Below are 18,759 nucleotides of genomic sequence, written 5' to 3'. Positions count from 1 at the left end.
AGGTATATACATAAATCTTACAGGGGGTACTTGAATGAATGTTTTAAAAATTACTTTCAAAAGTATAAGGAGACGGTTCCCGCAGATATGGAAGGCGGCACTTACAACACTTGTGGCGGTGTTTTTTGTGACAGCGGTTCTTATATTTCAGGAGAATATGTACCAGTGGCAGATGTCATCCAATAAGTCGAGATTCGGAGACTGGTTCATATGTGAGAGAAGTGAGAAAGAAGCTAACAAAATATTAAGCACACATAATTATCTGTGTGAGCCTGTCAGCGCGAAAAGCAGTGTGGAGTTATATGACAGTGAATGGAATGAGACGAAGCTGCATATAGGAAGCATGACAGACGATTTCATTAAGCAGGGCAGATTAAAGCTTGACGAAGGCCGTATGCCACAGAATAATGATGAAATTGCAATGGACTGGAATACATTGTTAAAGCTTGGATATGCAGGGGAGTTAGGACAGAAGATAACAATATATTATTATCGTGCAGATAATATTAATTATGAGTCAGATCAAAGAATCGAAACATATACATTAGTAGGAATATTCCAGAATTATACTAATATATGGCAGAATGGGAAGATGATTCCGGGAGCAGTAGTTACAGATGAAAAGTTAAATGATTTTGATTATAAGATTGATAATCTGTATCTGTATGGATTCAGGGATTCTATAAGAACAAGTGATTACGCTAATGTTTATAAGAAGATTAAAGAGGATATAAGGTGCGAGACAGTATATAACGCAGCAGTATATGATTATTCACCATGGAAGTCAGCAACAGTATATATGTATATGTACATAGTTGTCATGGTTATCGGTATTCTTGCATTATCATACCAGCTTATTGAATACAGAAACACAAGACGCAAACCATATGATATGTTCAGACGGATGGGAATGACTAAAGCTGGTGTTCGTAAAATGTATGTGACAGAGAATGCATTTATACTGATTCCGGCAGGAATTATCGGAGTTCTGCTTGCATTGGCAGCAGGACACATGGCAGGTCAGGTACTTGAAGTGAAGTCTGGCTATGAATTCTACAGGGTTAATACGGAGGTTATTATTAAGAGTGCCGGTTCGGTGGTAATTGCAGTTATTATTGAGGAGCTGAGTGGATTAATATCCAACATACATTTTTATAAAAAGAAGTCTGATTCTAAGAAGTGGTCGGGCAGGCCTGTTACTGTGAAAAACAATAAGAGCCGCATGAACAGACATAATCTGGTACGGACTGTAAGCTCAAGATTTATAAAAAAAGACGGAGCTTTAATGGCAGTGGGAATAAGACTTTTTGCATTATGTATATGCGGAGTAATTATATTTTCGGCTTTGAAGATTCAAAATGCATTTACAGAATATAAGAATAATGACAGCCTTCCTGATATATTTGGTTATATAGACAGAACAGAGGACAAAGACCAGTTGTATATGAAGTACTGGTACTATCTTGAAAATTATAATAATCTTCCAATGAAGCCTTCGATGTATTCTGAAAGCCGTGAGAGCAGAATGGATAAACTTGAGGATACAGCAAAATTAAGAAAACGTTATAATATACATTTTGATGAGCTGAAGGAATTAGTTGAAGAAGGAAAAATGTGGGATTCCAATAATGCAATCAAAATTAATAATACAGACAGCATAGGAAGAGAAAGTGCACAGATACAGATATCACGCAGTGGATATCTTAAGAATCCTAATAATAATATTATTGAAGGGTTCTCCAGGGAATTTCTTGACCAGTTAATGGAGATTAATGGAATACAGTCAGTTTCATATTCAGTATTTGAATCTGAGAGAACCTGGTTCTGGGATAATCAGGATTATGAGAAAATGCAGACATTTGCATTTCACCCAGTGAATTATCATTATAACAAGCAGCATATTGACGATTATGGAGACAGATATATGTTCTCAACAGAATATACTGAGCCTACAAAAGAACTGTATAGCAAACTGGAAAAATATATTGATAAAGAGTATGTGGATTATGAAGCATTTAAGGAAGGAAAACAGGTTGTCTTGTTTTTAAGAAATCTGCCAGAGGGTGGATATGATGACACTATTAATGCCGGAGATACACTTTATTATAATTATTACAGAGTAGATGAGAATACGTATGATGATAAGAGTAATATAATTGATCCTTCATATTTTTCAATATTTCCTTACGATGATGCATATAACAAATATTTATCAGATTATGACAATACACATGGATTTGATCCTGATAATAAGCTTATGGAAAAACTTGAAATAGATTATGATGCATGTGTGTCACCACAGGTTGCGGCAGTTGTCAGAGTTACAGATGAAGTTATTGATGATTTCAACGGAATAATTCCAGCATTTGGTTACTATACCTCAATTGCAAGCATTAATCTGGCACAGCAGGCGGTTGACAGGCAGAAAGATGTGATGGAAAGACTCATAGGGGATGAGTTAAGCGGGGATATGGATTTTGAGCTGTGTTACAACCAGATAAGCATTAATTATGACCTTGCATCAACATTTTCAGCAACTAATAACAAGATAGGCGTGTATTTTAATAACAATGATATCTCTTATGGAAGCAATGTGGATATTAAGAATACATACAGAACACAGCTTATTAACAGTATTCTGCAGTATGGAATAACTATTATTGCAATGATAGTTATGCAGCTGTTAATTATGGCAATTGTTATCAGAAACCGTATTAACAGAAGAAAAGAAAAAATTAAGCTTTTGCACAGTCTGGGAATGAGACGTGGAAAGATTGTTTCAGTATGTATGCTTGAGGCACTCCGAGAATCAGTATGGTGTGTGATTACAATGCCATTGTTATTATTAATGGAACTGCTGATGTTTACAGGATTTGCAAGAAAACTATAAATTTATGAATAGAATGGACGGGATTGTTATGAATGAGATTATGTTAAGAGCGGAGAATATTGAAAGAACTTATCACGCAGGAAGTGTGGATGTTCCGGCATTAAAGAACTGTACACTTGAATTCGGACAGGGAGAATTCACAGCAATAATAGGAAAAAGTGGTTCAGGCAAATCTACACTTTTAAGAATTCTTGGAAGTGTGGACGAGCCGGATACAGGAAGTGTTACTATTGCCGGAAAGAAGATAACAGGAATGAAGGACAGGGAACTGTCAGAGTTCAGAAGAAGAAACATAGGATATATATATCAGGACTATAGTCTTTTTCCAGAATTTACAGCATATGAAAATGTTGTTATGCCGATTCTTATAGACGGCAAGGAGCCTGATGAGAATGAGGTTGATGATTTGCTTGAAGAACTTGGAATATCTCATTGCAAGAATAAGTTTCCATCGCAGATGTCAGGTGGTGAACAGCAGAGAGTTGCGATAGCAAGAGCGTTGATTACACATCCGGCTGTAATTCTTGCAGATGAGCCGACAGGTAATCTTGATGCAGGAAGTGCCGGGACAGTTGCACAGATGTTATCCAAGGCAAGCCAGAAGCACAATCAGACGATAATTATGGTTACGCATGACAGACAGATGGCAGATTATGCGGATAAGATAATTACTATTGTAGATGGCATATGCCAGTAGAAAATAAAAGTTGAATAATTAAATATTATTGTGTATTATAAGAAAAAGAGCCACTTGTTGGCTCTTTTTTTACGAAAAGGACAGGTAGTTAATATGAATCAGACATATATGAAGGAGCAGAAGATACTCCCATTGTTATTAAAAATGTCGCTTCCAATGGTAATATCTATGATGGTTAATTCATTGTACAATATTGTTGACAGCTTCTTTGTTGCTAAGATAAGTGAAAATGCGATGACAGCTCTGTCACTGGTATTTCCGGTACAGAATCTTATAAGCTCGGTTATGATAGGATTTGCAATAGGAATAAATGCGGTCATATCATTTTTTATGGGCGCACAGAACCAGAAGCAGGCAGATAAAGCAGCCAGCCAGGGCATGCTCCTAAGTTGTATACACGCTGTTGTGCTTACCGTTATATGTATTGCGGGTATGCCGGTATTCTTAAAAATGTTTACAAAAGATGCAGAGATTGTTTCACTGGGACTTAAATATTCCAATATTGCATTTGCATTTTCAATAATGCTTGGAATTGAGCTTATGTTTGAGAAGGTGTTTCAGGCAGTTGGAAGAATGAATGCTTCTATGCTATGCCTTATGACAGGCTGTATAGTTAATATTGTGCTTGACCCGATGATGATATTCGGAATAGGTCCATTTCCTGCAATGGGAATAGAAGGCGCTGCACTTGCGACAGGAATAGGCCAGACTTCGGCAGCAGTGCTATATATCATAATATATATTGTTAAGCCTATTCCGGTTAAATTCAGAAAATCGGAGATGAGAATAGAAGGTTCAATGGCAAAGAGACTTTATTCTATTGGTATGCCGGCAAGCTTAAGTCTTGCACTTCCATCTATTCTTATATCAGTGCTTAATGTAATACTTGCTGCGTACTCGGCTGTGTATGTGTTCGTGCTTGGAGTATATTACAAGCTGCAGACATTTCTGTATCTGCCGGCTAACGGAGTTGTACAGGGAATGAGACCGCTTATGGGCTATAACTATGGAGCAGGAGAGCATGAGAGAGTAAGAAAGATATATAAGACATCAATGATACTTATATTTGCTATTATGGCAGCAGGAACAGTGCTATGTCTGGCTGTACCGGGTTCACTTATCGGTCTGTTTACAAGTAATCCAGACACAATAAGTGCTGGCGAGACAGCGTTAAGAATAATAAGTGCCGGATTTATTGTATCAACGGTATCAGTTACTTCGGCGGGTGCACTTGAAGGACTTGGGAAAGGATTTCCGTCACTTATTATATCTGTATGCAGATATGTTGCTGTAATAATTCCGGTTGCATTCATAATGTCAAGGATAGTCGGAGCTGTTGGCGTATGGCATGCTTTCTGGATTACAGAGGTGATTACATCAGTAATTTCTTATATGGTATATAAGAAAAGTATATAACTGAAAAACGAAATGGTTTCGGCATTGTTTTTTTTGTAATACAATGCTGCTTTTTTAAAATCTCCCCCTAAAATGGGGTAAAGGACAAAATATCTGTTGTGCTAGTATTCTACTTGATATATAATGATAAATACTTATATAACACATTGAAAAGGAGAAGAATGATGAAGAAAGGATTAGCAAAAAGAATTCTTGTTAGTTTGCTTACAGTAGTCATGATATCTGCTAGTGTTTTACCAATGCTGGTAAGTACAGCTAATGTGGCTCGGGCTAACGAGAATGTAACGAATGTCCTTACAGAAGGTGTGGAAATTGATACACCAAATGTTGTCAAGGATGAGACGTACAGTGACTATGTTAAAGTGACATTTATTGTTAATGACACTAATACAATAGTCAAATATGTAAAAACAGGCGATACCGTTACAGTGAGGTCAACTAATTCCAGTGTCGGAGTACTTGTTGGCGATGCACCTAACGGTAGTGCAGTAACAGAGGATACGACAATATATGTCAAGACATATAATTATAAGGATGTCCTGAATATTAAGAAGGAACTTGTGAATGAATACGGAGAACCTGATGCAGATGGTTACTATACTTTAAAGTTTACAGCCGGCGCAAAGAATATGCCTTCAATTCATTCAGCAACAAGAAATGATATGGTTCTTGTTATTGATGCATCACTTAGTATGGCTTGTTCAGTTAAAGGTTCAAGAGCTACTGATGGTAATGAATATATGGCAGAAACATATGCTGATACAAGATTTAAAGCTATGTATAATGCTGTTGATTCATTTTTGAATGCATTCCTTCCAGAAGGAAATGATAAGAATACAATATCACTTGTTATATATAATGTAAGTGCATTAGATCAGTTGAATGCAATATATAAGAAGTCATCAACAACTAAAAAATCAGAAGTTATGGCTGCACTTGATGCTGTATTTAACGAAGCTGCTTTTAATGAGTCGTTTGCAAATTCACCTAAAAATGAATATGGTGTAAATGTTGATAAAATGACAAATCCTGGAAGTCTTGCATCTAAAACCAATGTTAAAGCAGGACTGGATGTTGCAGCAGATATTTTCACTGCTAATAATAATACTAATGCTAAGTCAATTATACTTTTCACTGATGGTGTTGCAAACAGACCTAATACCGCCGTTACAACAGAATCTATGACACAGTATGCAGTGGGTGGGACATATACATATAATGAAACTGATTATACAATTTCTGATATAGCTTATAAGACAAGTTACTATGATGAGAATAATGCAGAAATAAAAGACAATAAAAATGAAATAGCAGCGGCTTATTATGCTAGTCAGAAGGGACAGGAATTAGCAAAGGATAATGTATCAATATATTCATTCGCATTAATTGATAGTGTTACTGATAATGTTCGAGCAGCTATGGGTGATACTAATCTTGATGTAAGTGAATATGTGTCTAGTGCTTCGCCTGTTAAAAAAACAACTAATATTAAACTCCAGATTTCACCTAAGTTTACTTATACTGAATCTGGGACTGGCTATGCAAAGAAGTTTTTTGCTACAACAAATGTAGATGAATTAAATAAAGAATTTAAGAGTATTATTGCATCATTAAAGGAACTTCCTTTTGATACGGCAACAGTAACTGATACGCTTAATGAGCATTTTGAACTTGTTCCAGGACAGACTGGAGTTACAGACAATGGTAATGGGAAATTTACAGTTACTTATCCCAAAAAGATTACAACAGATGCACAGGAGATAACTGTTAAGATTAAGGCTAAAGACGGTTATGCAGGTTCTTCATATACTAACGCTGGTTGTACATTCAATGCAACAGTTGGTGATCTTACATATAGTCAGGACTTTGTAGAAGAACCATCAGCAGTAATCACACCGGATGCTGTTAATGATTCATATACAGTTAATCAGGGCGAAACACTTATAGTAGCTGACGAATCTGTATTGGATAATGATAATAATATAAAAGTTAATAATCCAGATAAGAATGTAACAATCAAGGCAGAGAAGGTTACTGACCCACAGAATGGTACAATAACATTCAATGAAGATGGTACATTCACATATACTCCTAACAATGGTTTTAGTGGTAAGGATACATTTACATATAAGACGGTTCTTACAGTTGACGGAAGAACTTATGAGAAGGAAGCAACAGTAACTATTACAGTTGTTCCTAAGTACACACAGACTATTAAGTATGTATTTGAAGATGGTACGGAGGCAGCTCCTGATAATGCCCAGACTGTAATTTCAGGTGATTCTACAACAGCAGTTACATCACCTTCAATCCCTGGTTACAAGCCAAGCATAGAAGTTGTTGAGGCTACACAGCTTACTGGCGATAAAGAGATTACTGTTAAGTATGTAAGGGATGATGAACAGACAAAGAATGTAACTTATACAGTAGAGTATTACAAAGATAATGTTAAGGATGATACTAAGACACAGAGTTATACTAATCCAATCTGGGTTAATGCTACTGAACAGCAGGTAAAGCTATCTGAGATTAATACTACAGATAAGTTCGGAGCAGGATATAAATTCGAAAAGACCGACCCGGCAACAATACCATCAACAATAGCTGATAAGGGTGTAATAAAGGTTTACTATGTGGCAGATACATTTGATTATTCTGTAAAGTATGTCATTGAAGGAACAGATACAGAACTTGTTCCTGGATATACTAAGTCAGCAACGTTTGGAACAGAAGTTGGAGCTGATAAGAAGAATATCGAAGGTTATACAGTAGTAGATGCTGATAAGAAGTTAACTATTGGTTCAGATGAAAGCCAGAATATACTTGTTATTGAGTATAGAGCTAATACATACGGATATTCAGTAGAGTATTACTATGACGGCGTTAAGGATGAGTCAGCTACAGAGAATAAAACATCTCAGTTTAATACTATAGTAAATTCATATGATTCTAAAGAAAAGACTGGTTATAAGTTTGAGAAGACTGAGAATTTACCATTAACAATTACAACAGATGCGTCAAAGAACGTAATTAAAGTATACTATGTAAAAGATGCAAGTCAGACAAAGAACATCACATATACAGTTAAGTACTTTAAGGACGGAGTAGAAGTAACAGCAGATGAGCAGAAGGAAACAAAGCAAATCTGGGTTAACGATACAAAAGCACCTGTTGAAAAATCTGCTATTAACACAACAGATAAGTATGAAGGATTCTCATTTGATGCAGACACAACTGGAGTAATTCCTGACACAATAGGTAATGATGGTGTAATCAGAGTATATTATGTTTCTAATGAATATGCGTATACAGTAGAGTATTATTTCGATGATGTAATAGATAACTCTAAGACTGATACATTTAAAGCTAAGTATAATACACAGGTAAATACATATGCTGATAAGAAGGAAACAGGATATAAGTTTGAAAGAGCAACAGCACCAATTACAATTACAACGGATGCTTCAAAGAATGTAATCAGAGTATACTATGTAAAAGACTGGTTTAAGTACACAATTAATTACTACTATGATGGAGTAATTGATACGAGTGCTACAATTAATGATAAGGCAGCATTTGGAACAACAATAAAGTATACAGATAAGGTAAAGCCAGGCTTTAAGTTTGTTAAGGCAGATGGTTCACCATTAGTAATATCTATCAATGAAGCTGCTAACGTAATTAATGTATATTATCAGTCAAACTCATATGCATATACAGTAGAGTATTACTATGATGGAATTATTAACACTGAAAAGACAGAAAAGAGTGCTGCAAAGTATAATTCAGTGGTTAATGATTATACAGATAAGTGCGATACTGGATATAAGTTCGAAAAGGTAGAAGGACTTCCATTAACAATAGCAACTGATGAGTCACAGAATGTAATCAGAGTATATTATGTAAAGGATGAAAGTCAGACAAAGAACATCACATATACAGTTAAGTACTTTAAGGATGGAACAGAAGTAACTGAAGATCAGCAGACAAAAACAGATACTGTATGGGTAAATGCTTCATCTAATATGACTGTAGATAAGACAGCTATCAATACAACAGATAAGTATGTTGGATATAAGTTAGATACATCAGCAACAGGAACAATACCTGACACAGTAACTGACGGAGATGTTATCAACGTATACTATGTAAGAGATAATGACCAGAAAAAGGCAGTATCTTATACAGTAGAGTATTACAAGGATGGAGTTAAGGATGACTCTAAGACAGAGACATTTACTAACAATATATGGGTAAATGATAACGTACAGCCAGTAGATGCAACAAAGATTAATGTTACAGATAAGTTCGGAGCAGGATATAAATTTGAAAAGACTGACCCGGCAACAATACCAGTAACAATAGCTGATAAGGGTGTTATCAAAGTTTATTATGTAGCTAAGGAATTCAAGTACACAGTAAAATATGTTCTTGAAGGAACAGATACAGAACTTACAGCCGGATATACTAAGTCAGCAACTTATGCAACAGAAGTTGGAGCTGATAAGAAGAATATCGAAGGTTATACAGTACTTAATGCTGATGAGAAGTTAACTATTGGTTCAGATGAAAGCCAGAATGTACTTGTTATTGAGTACAGAGCTAATACATACGGATATTCAGTAGAGTATTACTATGATGGTGTTAAGGATGAGTCAGCTACATTAAATAAGTCAGCTCAGTTTAATACTAAAGTAAATTCATACGATCCTGGAGAAAAGACTGGTTATAAGTTTGAAAAGACTGAGAATTTACCATTAACAATTACAACAGATGCTTCAAAGAACATAATTAAAGTATATTATGTAAAAGATGCGAGTCAGACGAAGAACATCACATATACAGTTAAGTACTTTAAGGATGGAGCTGAGGTAACAGCAGACAAGCAGACAGTAACTAAGACTGTATGGGTAAATGCTCCATCAGAATTAACTGTTGATAAGACTGCTATTAATACAACGGATAAGTATGTTGGATATAAGTTGGATTCAGCAGCAACAGGAGAGATTCCTACAGTAGTTGCAGATGGAACAGTTATCAATGTATATTATGTTAAGGATGAACTTCAGACAAAGGAAGTAACTTATACAGTTAAGTACTTTAGAGATGGAGTTGAAGTAACAGCAGATAAGCAGACAGTAACTAAGCGAATCTGGATAAATGCTCCATTAGAAGTTGAAGTTAATAAGACTGCTATTAACACAACAGACAAGTATGTTGGATATAAGTTAGATTCAGTAGCAACAGGAGAGATTCCTGCAGTAGTTGCATCAGGAACAGTTATCAATGTATATTATGTTAAGGATGCAAGCCAGACAAAGGATGTAACTTATACAATCAAGTACTATAAAGATGGTGAAGAACAGACAGAAGATACTATTACAGTAACTAAGAAGGTCTGGGTAAATGAGCCATCAGTAATTGATGTTAATAAGGCTGACATTAACACAACAGATAAGTATGAAGGTTATACATTTGATTCAGAAACAACAGGAATTATTCCTAATAAAGCTGATAACGGTTCAGTTATCAAGGTATATTACAAGAAGGTTGTAGTACCAGCTGAGCCATCATCAGACAATAGTCAGGAAACCGTTAAGACAGGTGATAATTCTAACATTATGCTTTATGTTCTTATGCTTGCAACATGTGTGGCAGGAGCAACTACAGTTGTTGTAACAGGAAGAAAGAAGTCAGAACAGGAGTAAGCTTATCTTAGATAAAAGTATTACTTAAAATATAAGACACTGTCGTACCAGATTATGGGGTACGGCGGTGTCTTTTTGCATGTAAAAATATTATTATGTTGACATTGTTTGAATTTGGAAATACAATAGTTGCATATGCAATAATTGGAGGTGCAAGTAATGCTGAGAAGAATTTTTTCTTATATGAAAGAATATAAGAAATACGCATGGCTGGCGCTTATATGTATAGGTGTTGAAGTCGTGCTTGAGATTATGGTACCTAAGCTGATGGCTGACCTGATTGATATAGGTGTGACCAATTCAGATGTGCCATATATAATAAATAAAGGTATCCAGATGGCTGTATGTGCAGTTGCTGCACTTATATTAGGTGTGGGAAGTGCAAGATTTTCTGCACTTGCAGGTCAGGGACTGGGTGCTAATATAAGAAAGGCAGAGTACGGGAAACTTCAGTCTTATTCATTTTCTAATATAGACCATTTCAGTGTTTCATCATTAGTCACACGACTGACAAGTGATGTGACTAATATCCAGAATGCTGTGTCAACAGGAATGCGTCCATTTGGACGAAGCCCAGTAATGCTGATATTTGCAACTACACTGGCATTCCGGATTAATTCCACACTGGCACTGGTCTTCCTTGTAGCACTGCCAATTCTGGCAGTCCTGCTCATCATAATAATCGTTAATGTTGGCCCACGATATGGCAGAATGCAGGGGGAGGTTGACCTTGTAAACCGTTGCATACAGGAGAATCTTACAGCAGTAAGAGTTGTTAAATCATATGTGCGTGGCGACTATGAGATTGAAAAATTTAGGAATGTTAATGACAATCTTAAAAACGAATCAGAGAAAGCATTTGGAATAGCGGTACTTAACATGCCTGCTATGCAGTTCGTTATGTATTCGACAATTCTTGGTATTCTACTTATTGGCGGAAGACTGATTAATTCAGGACAGATGATGATAGGACAGCTTACTTCTTTCTTAAGCTATGTTCTTCTGATACTCAATTCACTTATGATGATGTCAAATGTGTTCCTTCTTATGACGAGATCACTTGCTTCTGCAGAAAGAATCATGAAGGTAATTGATGAGCCGATTGATATAACTGACGAGAATGCGAGGAGCATTGAAGTTAAGAAGGGTGAGATAGAATTTAACCATGTGTGGTTTAAATATAATGAAAACGCTAAAGAACACGTGCTGTCAGATGTTTCATTTCATATTAATGCTGGTCAGACAGTCGGAATAATAGGACAGACAGGTTCATCAAAGACGACGCTTATCCAGCTTATTCCAAGACTCTATGATGCAAGTAAGGGCGAGATTAAGATAGATGGAATAAACGTTAAGGAATACCCGGTAAGACATTTAAGAGATGCAATCTCAGTTGTTTTGCAGAAGAATACACTTTTTTCAGGCTCGCTCATTGACAATCTTAAATGGGGCGATGAGGATGCATCCATGGACGATATCAGAAAAGCGTGCAGTATTGCATGCGTTGATGAATTCTTAGACAGGCTTCCGGGTGGACTTGATGCAGAGATGGGACAGGAGGGAGTTAATGTATCCGGAGGTCAGAAGCAGAGAATATGTATTGCAAGAGCAATATTAAAGAAGCCTAAAGTGCTTATTCTTGATGATTCAACAAGTGCGGTTGATACTGCAACAGAAGGTAAGATTAGAAATGCACTGGCAAAAGAACTACCGGATATGACTAAGATTATAATTGCACAGAGGATATCATCAGTGCGTCATGCTGACCAGATAATTATCATGGACGGTGGATGTGTGAATGCGATTGGAACACACGAGAGTCTGTTAAAGACTAATAAGATATATCAGGAAATATATGAATCCCAGAAGGAAGGAGCTGATCTTTAATGGCTAAGTATGTTGGATATAAAAGACCAAAGGACACTAAGAAGACCGTTAAACATCTTCTCTCATACCTTGGTCACTACAAATGGGCATTCCTGATTGTGGCAGTGCTTGTATTTATAAGCGCAGGTGCAGGAATCATGGGAACATTTTTAATAAAGCCAGTGGTAAATAATTTCATTGTTCCGGGCAACATGAAAGGGCTTGTTATGGCAGTATGCGGAATGGGTGTGATGTATGCATGCGGGGCCTTGTCAACTCTTGGCTACAACAGGCTAATGGTGCATACTTCCCAGAAGGTAGTAAGCGAGATTCGAATGGACCTTTTTAAGCACACACAGAAGCTTCCGTTAAAATATTTTGATAATAATACACATGGTGAGATTATGAGTCATTTCACTAATGATGTTGACACGGTTCAGGAAGCAATGAACAATAGTTTTGCCATGGTAATACAGAGTTTTCTTACGCTTTTTGGAACTATAACTATGATGATGGTTTTGAGTGTGAGACTGACAATGATTGTTGTTGTTTTTCTTATTCTTATGTTCATATTTATTAAATATAACGGCAAAAGAAGCAAGAAATATTACCACAGACAGCAGAAGGAGCTTGGCAATATCAACGGTTTTGTTCAGGAAATGATGGCAGGTCAGAAGGTTGAAAAGGTATTTAACCATGAGCAGAAGAATTTTGAAAAATTCTGTGAGATGAATGAGAATTTCAGAAAGGAATCGACTAACGCACTTGCATATTCGGGCATGCTTATCCCGGTAATTGTAAGTCTGTCATATTTCAATTATGCACTTTCTGCCTGCGTTGGAGGCATATTTGTAATAAAAGGAATCATGGACCTTGGCAGCATATCTGCATATCTTGTGTATGTAAGACAGAGTGCCATGCCATTAAACCAGTTCACACAGCAGGTTAATTTTATACTTTCAGCGCTTTCGGGAGCTGAGAGAATATTTGACATGATGGATGAGGCAGAGGAGCCTGACGAAGGGAAAGTAACTTTGAGTAATGTCATTAAAAATGCGGATAATACCCTTACAGAAACTTCTGATAAGACAGGATTGTTTGCATGGAAGCTGCCGGCAGGGGAGCTTATTGAGCTTAAGGGCGATGTAAGATTTAATGATGTTGTGTTCGGATATGTGCCTGAAAAGAGGGTACTTAACAAGATTTCGTTGTTTGCAAAGCCAGGACAGAAGATAGCATTTGTTGGTTCGACAGGAGCGGGAAAGACTACTATTGTTAATCTTATAAACAGATTTTACGATATCCAGTCAGGTACGATTACTTATGACGGCATTGATGTAATGAATATTAAGAAAGACGACCTGAGGCGTTCACTTGCAATGGTAATTCAGGATACACATTTGTTCACAGGAACTATTGCGGATAATATAAGATATGGAAAGCTTGATGCAACTGACGAGGAAATCAGGGAGGCAGCTAAGATTGCTAATGCTGATTCATTTATAACAAGACTTCCTCAAGGGTATGACACAATGCTTACGGCTGATGGCGGCAATCTGTCACAGGGACAGAGACAGCTTCTTGCTATCGCGAGAGCAGCGATTGCCAAGCCGCCGGTGCTTATTCTAGATGAGGCGACAAGCTCGATTGATACACGAACTGAGCGGCTTATTGAGAATGGCATGGACGCAATAATGGAGGGAAGAACAGTATTTGTTATCGCTCACAGACTTTCGACAGTAAGAAATTCTAATGCTATAATGGTGCTTGAAAAGGGCGAGGTAATCGAGCGAGGCAGTCACGATGAACTGCTTGAGCAGAAGGGCAGATATTATCAGTTGTATACAGGACAGTTTGAGCTTGATTAGACAGTGTCGTATACCGCATGAAATCAGTGCATAAGAGGGGAAATGTAATTATGGATAATGAAATTAAAAATGTGTTCTTTGATATTGAAATGCTTCGAAGACGGCTGATAAGGCCATTTTTTATTGAACTTGGCCTTACGGTTGGACAGGGACAGCCAAGAATTCTTAAGGAATTAAGAGAACATGGAACTATGAACCAGAAAGAGCTGGCGGATGCTTGTCTTATGGATGTGACCACAATGTCACGAACATTAGACAGAATGGAAAAGGATGGTCTGTTAAAGAGAGAAAATAATCCGGCAAGCAGGCGTTCATGGAATGTGCTTCTCACAGACTGCGGACATGAAAAGGCCGATGAAGTTATTAAAATATTCAATAAGGTTGATGATGTAATATTTAAAGGATTCAGCGAAGAAGAGATTAAGATGTTATCTTCCATGACAGATAAAGTAGAGAATAATCTCTGGGAGGCAATTAACAATGAAGAGCAGAAATAAACTAATTATCAGATGGGAGTTTTATCTTCTGGGATTACTGATACTTGCACTTGGAATTATGCTTAATACGAAAGCTAATCTTGGAGTTTCACCAATAATTTCAGTGCCATATTCGATATCTCATATCATAGGATTTAACTTCGCTAATATGACGATGATTGTATATTTTATCTTTGTTTTAATTGAGATGATAATGCATACTGTGTGGTATCTTACAGACAGAAAAGAAGCTAAGTATCTTGGAATGTATATTATAAGAGATGCCTTACAGATACTGGTAAGTATAGTATTTACACGCTTCTTGAATGTGTTCTCAGCACTTATTCCATCTGTACATAACAACATTGTATTACAGATTGTAGTATTGCTGTTTGCTGTATTATTGACAGGAATAGGAGCAGCAATGTCACTGAATATGAGAATTATACCTAATCCTGGAGATGGAATTGTACAGGCAATAAGTGATACTACAAGGCTTAAAGGCAGAACCGGCAAGGGTGTGGGCTTCTGCAAGAATTGTTTTGATATATTCAATGTCTGCACAACATTTTTAATAGGATTCTTTACCGGACATATACTTCTTGGACTTGGACTTGGAACAATTTTTTCGATGATTGGCGTTGGTCGTGTAATTGCAGTGTTTAACAAGCTGTTCAAGGAGCGCATGAAAGCTGTTGCTTTTGATTATGTGGAAGAGTAAGTAAAAGACTGGGATTACAGGCGGAAAACCTACTAGATTAAATCCTATGAAGCTTTTAGTAGGTTTTGCCAACATCCCCGTCCACAAGAATACGAATTACAGACTTACCTTCTTATCAAGAAGCACAGCACTTCCGAATGTGCATGCAACCACCATTAATAACTGGAATATGGTAGCTGGAAGGCTTGACATTAATGCCTGGGATAAGCTGTCTGGATTCTTATAAAGTTCAGGCAACAAAGAAGAAATCTTAATTGTTGCATATGCAAGGACACAGAATAATACAACTGAGATAAATCCTTTAATCTTCTTGTTCTGCAAGGCAGTTGAAGATAGTGTTATGGCAAAGTATGCAAGTGATATAAGGAAGAAGAAAGCTATAAGGAATGATATTATTCCAGCTACAATATTAATAATTATATTGACAACATCAATACCCATAATCTTTAACATTTCTGAGAAATTCTTGAGTGCGTCAGCCAGATCACCAAAGACACCAGCCATCATGAATATATCAAGAACTCCAAAGCCGATGAATATTGCTGAAATTCCTATTCCAATAATCAGTGTATAGAGCAGCTTTGATGTAATTATGCTAAGAGATGAATTAGGTGTCATAAATATCAGGTAACTGCTTTTGCTTGAAAGTTCTCTATAATATGTTACAACTCCAAATATAAATACAATAAAATAACTTACAGAGGCAGCTATTATTAAAAGTCCTCCGAAAAGGCTTGTATAGTTAAGATTTTCAGTCAGGCAGAAAAACATAAACAGAGCCTGAAGTACACAGATAATACCTGCCACGATTCCTATACCGAGAAGATTCTTTCTCAATTCGTATTTTGTTAATTTTAACATTGAAGATTCCCCCTTTTAATATGCATAAATGCGTTTGTACTGGTCAACGATTGACATGCCCGAAGCTGTTCGTAAATTTTCAGCATCTCCCTGTGAAACAATCACACCGTCTTTGATAAATACTGCGTAGTCAATAACAGCTTCAAGCTCATCAACAAGGTGGCTCGACATGATGATAATCTTATCAGGTGAAGCCTTGCTGATTACCGCATTGATAACCTGCTCTCTTGCAACAATATCAACACCGTTAAGTGGTTCATCAAGCATAATAACAGATGCATTTCTTGAAAGATTAACAGCAAGCTTAAGCTTAGCCATCATTCCTGATGACATCTTGCTGGCTTTCATGTCAGGCGTAAGCTTCATCTCATTAAGATAGTTGTAGTACTGGTCAAGTGAGAAATCCTCAAAGAAATCAGCATAATACTTTCCAATATCAGCACAGCTCATATAGTTATAAAAATAACTTTCAGTAGGCATATAAGCTATGTGTTTCTTAGTTTCTACTCCTATTGGAACACCTGAAAGAGTGATGTCCCCGGAAGTGGGTTTTACCAGACCTGCTATCATCTTCATTAAAGTTGTTTTACCGCTTCCGTTAGAGCCGAGCAGAGCGTATATTCTGCCAGGCATGAAGTCGATGGAAACACCATTAACGGCAGTCATCTTCATATACTTTTTAGTAACATTTTTACATTGCAGCATAATTAAATCCCTCCATATTTTATTCGTGATAATTCTTAATGAGATTAATAATCTCATCTTTAGAAAAACCAAGGCTTGTCATTCCGGAAACGAAAGTCTCAATCATTTCACTGGAAAGTTCTGCCTTTAATGTATCAATCAGATGCACATCCTCTGATACAAATGTGCCAAGACCTCTTTTGGTATAGCATAGACCACACTGTTCAAGTTCATTGTATATTCTTGCAGCAGTGTTAGGATTGACCGTGTACTGTACGGCAAGTTCCCTGGTTGATGGAAGCTTGTCGCCAAGCTTAATCTCACCGGTAAGAATTCTTTTTTTAATATCATCGATTACCTGAAGATAAATTGGTATATTAGCCTTATAGTCCATAATCCCTCCTCCTGTAATAGTAATGTACACGTGACGCGTACCTGTGTACTAGCACAATAGTACACTATAACAATATAACTGTCAACAGGAATAATAAAAATAGTAAAATTTTTAAAAATGGTGTATGATAACTTAGAAAAAATGTAGAAGGAATACAGTATTTATGACGGTTCAGCAGGCATATAAAATATTTGATGTCAGATCAGATATTACTAAGATGGAATTGAAGAAGCGGTACAGACGGCTTATGCATATGGTGCATCCGGATGCTGTGCTAAACAGAGATAAATCAAACAAAGAAAATGTATATAGATACAGTGCATATGAAATTAATGAAGCATATACTGTTCTTTTCAATCAGACTGGACAGGAATCATTGAAGAGTAACTATAAATATGATTATAAATATTCCGAATATGATGAGAAATATTATGGCACTGATCAGGAAAATGAAGAATATGATTTTACAGCTCCAGAGAATGAACATGCCTTTTGCCAACGCAATGTGTATCATTATGCTGAAGATTACAATGGCAACAACATTGGAAGATTTAAGGTTGCACGAGGCAGATATATGTGGATGCCAGATGAGGATTTTAAGTTGTTTCTGCGCAGTATATATGAATGTAGTGAGGAACTTCTTAACAGAATTGATGAAGAAACAGGAAGAGTGCATGATTCAGAATACAAAATCATATATCAGGCAGAACTTGCATATCTGTTAGCACAGCAGTTTACTGCAACATCAGATACATTGGGAAATATTCTTACATCAATTGATGATGCTGCAAATGTATTTTATGTCGGAGCAATGCTTGAAATGTCACCTGAATCTGGATTTATCAAAGCTGGAATGAAGCTGTTTCCGGCAGGAATAAAAAAGCATAGACTGTATTTAATGACTCGTTCGGGAAAAGAAGCGGGATACATATCATTTAAAGATGACAGATTATATTATGTGCTTATTCCGATACTTGAGCAGAAGCGTGCAATGGTAAAGATAGAAGTATCTTCGAAGCAGGACAGACATAATACAATGGGAGAGAAGAAATATAAGAACATTGATTTGTGGGTTAAAATCGGAAATGATGCAACATTTCCTGAAAATATTAATATGAGAATTGAAGATTTGCTTAACAGCTACCATGAAAGCAAGTAAAAGTGGTAAGAAAAGCGGT

Annotated in this window: 12 protein-coding genes; 9 read left to right on the top strand and 3 right to left on the bottom strand. The window is 36.6% G+C overall.

Annotated elements, in window-relative coordinates:
• Positions 1–34: 34 nt before the first annotated feature.
• From DW963_RS06200 to DW963_RS06165, 8 genes are all read left to right on the top strand, one after another.
• Positions 35–2,890, top strand: a complete 2,856-nt coding sequence (locus DW963_RS06200; protein ID WP_117914345.1) for an FtsX-like permease family protein — start codon at positions 35–37, stop codon at positions 2,888–2,890.
• Between the two features lie 28 nt (positions 2,891–2,918).
• Positions 2,919–3,587 (top strand): ABC transporter ATP-binding protein, encoded by a 669-nt coding sequence (locus DW963_RS06195; protein WP_286169096.1) that lies wholly within the window; start codon positions 2,919–2,921, stop codon positions 3,585–3,587.
• 93 nt (positions 3,588–3,680) lie between these two features.
• Complete coding sequence (locus tag DW963_RS06190; protein ID WP_117914340.1) at positions 3,681–5,003, top strand: MATE family efflux transporter; 1,323 nt, start codon at positions 3,681–3,683, stop codon at positions 5,001–5,003.
• 164 nt (positions 5,004–5,167) lie between these two features.
• The gene (locus DW963_RS06185) at positions 5,168–10,711 is read left to right on the top strand and encodes a cadherin-like domain-containing protein (protein WP_117914338.1); all 5,544 of its coding nucleotides are present in this window, start codon (positions 5,168–5,170) and stop codon (positions 10,709–10,711) included.
• Between the two features lie 159 nt (positions 10,712–10,870).
• Complete coding sequence (locus DW963_RS06180) at positions 10,871–12,598, top strand: ABC transporter ATP-binding protein (RefSeq protein ID WP_286169095.1); 1,728 nt, start codon at positions 10,871–10,873, stop codon at positions 12,596–12,598.
• Positions 12,598–14,445 (top strand): ABC transporter ATP-binding protein, encoded by a 1,848-nt coding sequence (locus tag DW963_RS06175; protein ID WP_117914336.1) that lies wholly within the window; start codon positions 12,598–12,600, stop codon positions 14,443–14,445. Before DW963_RS06180 ends, DW963_RS06175 begins: the two co-directional genes overlap by 1 nt.
• A 50-nt stretch (positions 14,446–14,495) precedes the next feature.
• Positions 14,496–14,942, top strand: a complete 447-nt coding sequence (locus tag DW963_RS06170; protein ID WP_117914335.1) for a MarR family winged helix-turn-helix transcriptional regulator — start codon at positions 14,496–14,498, stop codon at positions 14,940–14,942.
• The gene (locus DW963_RS06165) at positions 14,926–15,642 is read left to right on the top strand and encodes a DUF6198 family protein (protein WP_117914333.1); all 717 of its coding nucleotides are present in this window, start codon (positions 14,926–14,928) and stop codon (positions 15,640–15,642) included. Before DW963_RS06170 ends, DW963_RS06165 begins: the two co-directional genes overlap by 17 nt.
• A 96-nt stretch (positions 15,643–15,738) precedes the next feature.
• Here DW963_RS06165 and DW963_RS06160 read toward each other — a convergent pair whose 3' ends face one another.
• Genes DW963_RS06160 through DW963_RS06150 form a run of 3 tightly spaced genes read right to left on the bottom strand, consistent with a single transcriptional unit; the run spans position 15,739 to position 17,581 of the window.
• Positions 15,739–16,503 (bottom strand): hypothetical protein, encoded by a 765-nt coding sequence (locus tag DW963_RS06160; RefSeq protein WP_117914331.1) that lies wholly within the window; start codon positions 16,501–16,503, stop codon positions 15,739–15,741.
• A 15-nt stretch (positions 16,504–16,518) separates the two neighbouring features.
• Positions 16,519–17,208: an ABC transporter ATP-binding protein gene (locus DW963_RS06155; RefSeq protein ID WP_041688972.1), complete on the bottom strand. Its 690-nt coding sequence runs from the start codon at positions 17,206–17,208 to the stop codon at positions 16,519–16,521.
• 19 nt (positions 17,209–17,227) lie between these two features.
• On the bottom strand, positions 17,228–17,581 hold the full coding sequence (locus DW963_RS06150) for a GntR family transcriptional regulator (RefSeq protein ID WP_041688971.1): 354 nt from the start codon (positions 17,579–17,581) through the stop codon (positions 17,228–17,230).
• Positions 17,582–17,744: 163 nt separating this feature from the next.
• Between DW963_RS06150 and DW963_RS06145 the strand changes: the two genes are divergently transcribed.
• Entirely contained in the window at positions 17,745–18,740 is a 996-nt protein-coding gene (locus DW963_RS06145) for a J domain-containing protein (protein WP_117914329.1), read from the top strand.
• Positions 18,741–18,759 lie beyond the last annotated feature (19 nt).

The organism is Eubacterium sp. AM46-8 (genome assembly GCF_003466705.1).
Classification (GTDB): domain Bacteria; phylum Bacillota; class Clostridia; order Lachnospirales; family Lachnospiraceae; genus Lachnospira.
This window is presented reverse-complemented; position numbering and strand designations above follow the sequence as displayed.

Bases quoted from the DNA above. Each gene is read 5' to 3' on its own strand.
- DW963_RS06200 (WP_117914345.1), top strand. From the start codon at position 35: ATGAATGTTTTAAAAATTACTTTCAAAAGTATAAGGAGACGGTTCCCG.
- DW963_RS06195 (WP_286169096.1), top strand. From the start codon at position 2,919: ATGAATGAGATTATGTTAAGAGCGGAGAATATTGAAAGAACTTATCAC.
- DW963_RS06190 (WP_117914340.1), top strand. From the start codon at position 3,681: ATGAATCAGACATATATGAAGGAGCAGAAGATACTCCCATTGTTATTA.
- DW963_RS06185 (WP_117914338.1), top strand. From the start codon at position 5,168: ATGAAGAAAGGATTAGCAAAAAGAATTCTTGTTAGTTTGCTTACAGTA.
- DW963_RS06180 (WP_286169095.1), top strand. From the start codon at position 10,871: ATGCTGAGAAGAATTTTTTCTTATATGAAAGAATATAAGAAATACGCA.
- DW963_RS06175 (WP_117914336.1), top strand. From the start codon at position 12,598: ATGGCTAAGTATGTTGGATATAAAAGACCAAAGGACACTAAGAAGACC.
- DW963_RS06170 (WP_117914335.1), top strand. From the start codon at position 14,496: ATGGATAATGAAATTAAAAATGTGTTCTTTGATATTGAAATGCTTCGA.
- DW963_RS06165 (WP_117914333.1), top strand. From the start codon at position 14,926: ATGAAGAGCAGAAATAAACTAATTATCAGATGGGAGTTTTATCTTCTG.
- DW963_RS06160 (WP_117914331.1), bottom strand. From the start codon at position 16,503: ATGTTAAAATTAACAAAATACGAATTGAGAAAGAATCTTCTCGGTATA.
- DW963_RS06155 (WP_041688972.1), bottom strand. From the start codon at position 17,208: ATGCTGCAATGTAAAAATGTTACTAAAAAGTATATGAAGATGACTGCC.
- DW963_RS06150 (WP_041688971.1), bottom strand. From the start codon at position 17,581: ATGGACTATAAGGCTAATATACCAATTTATCTTCAGGTAATCGATGAT.
- DW963_RS06145 (WP_117914329.1), top strand. From the start codon at position 17,745: ATGACGGTTCAGCAGGCATATAAAATATTTGATGTCAGATCAGATATT.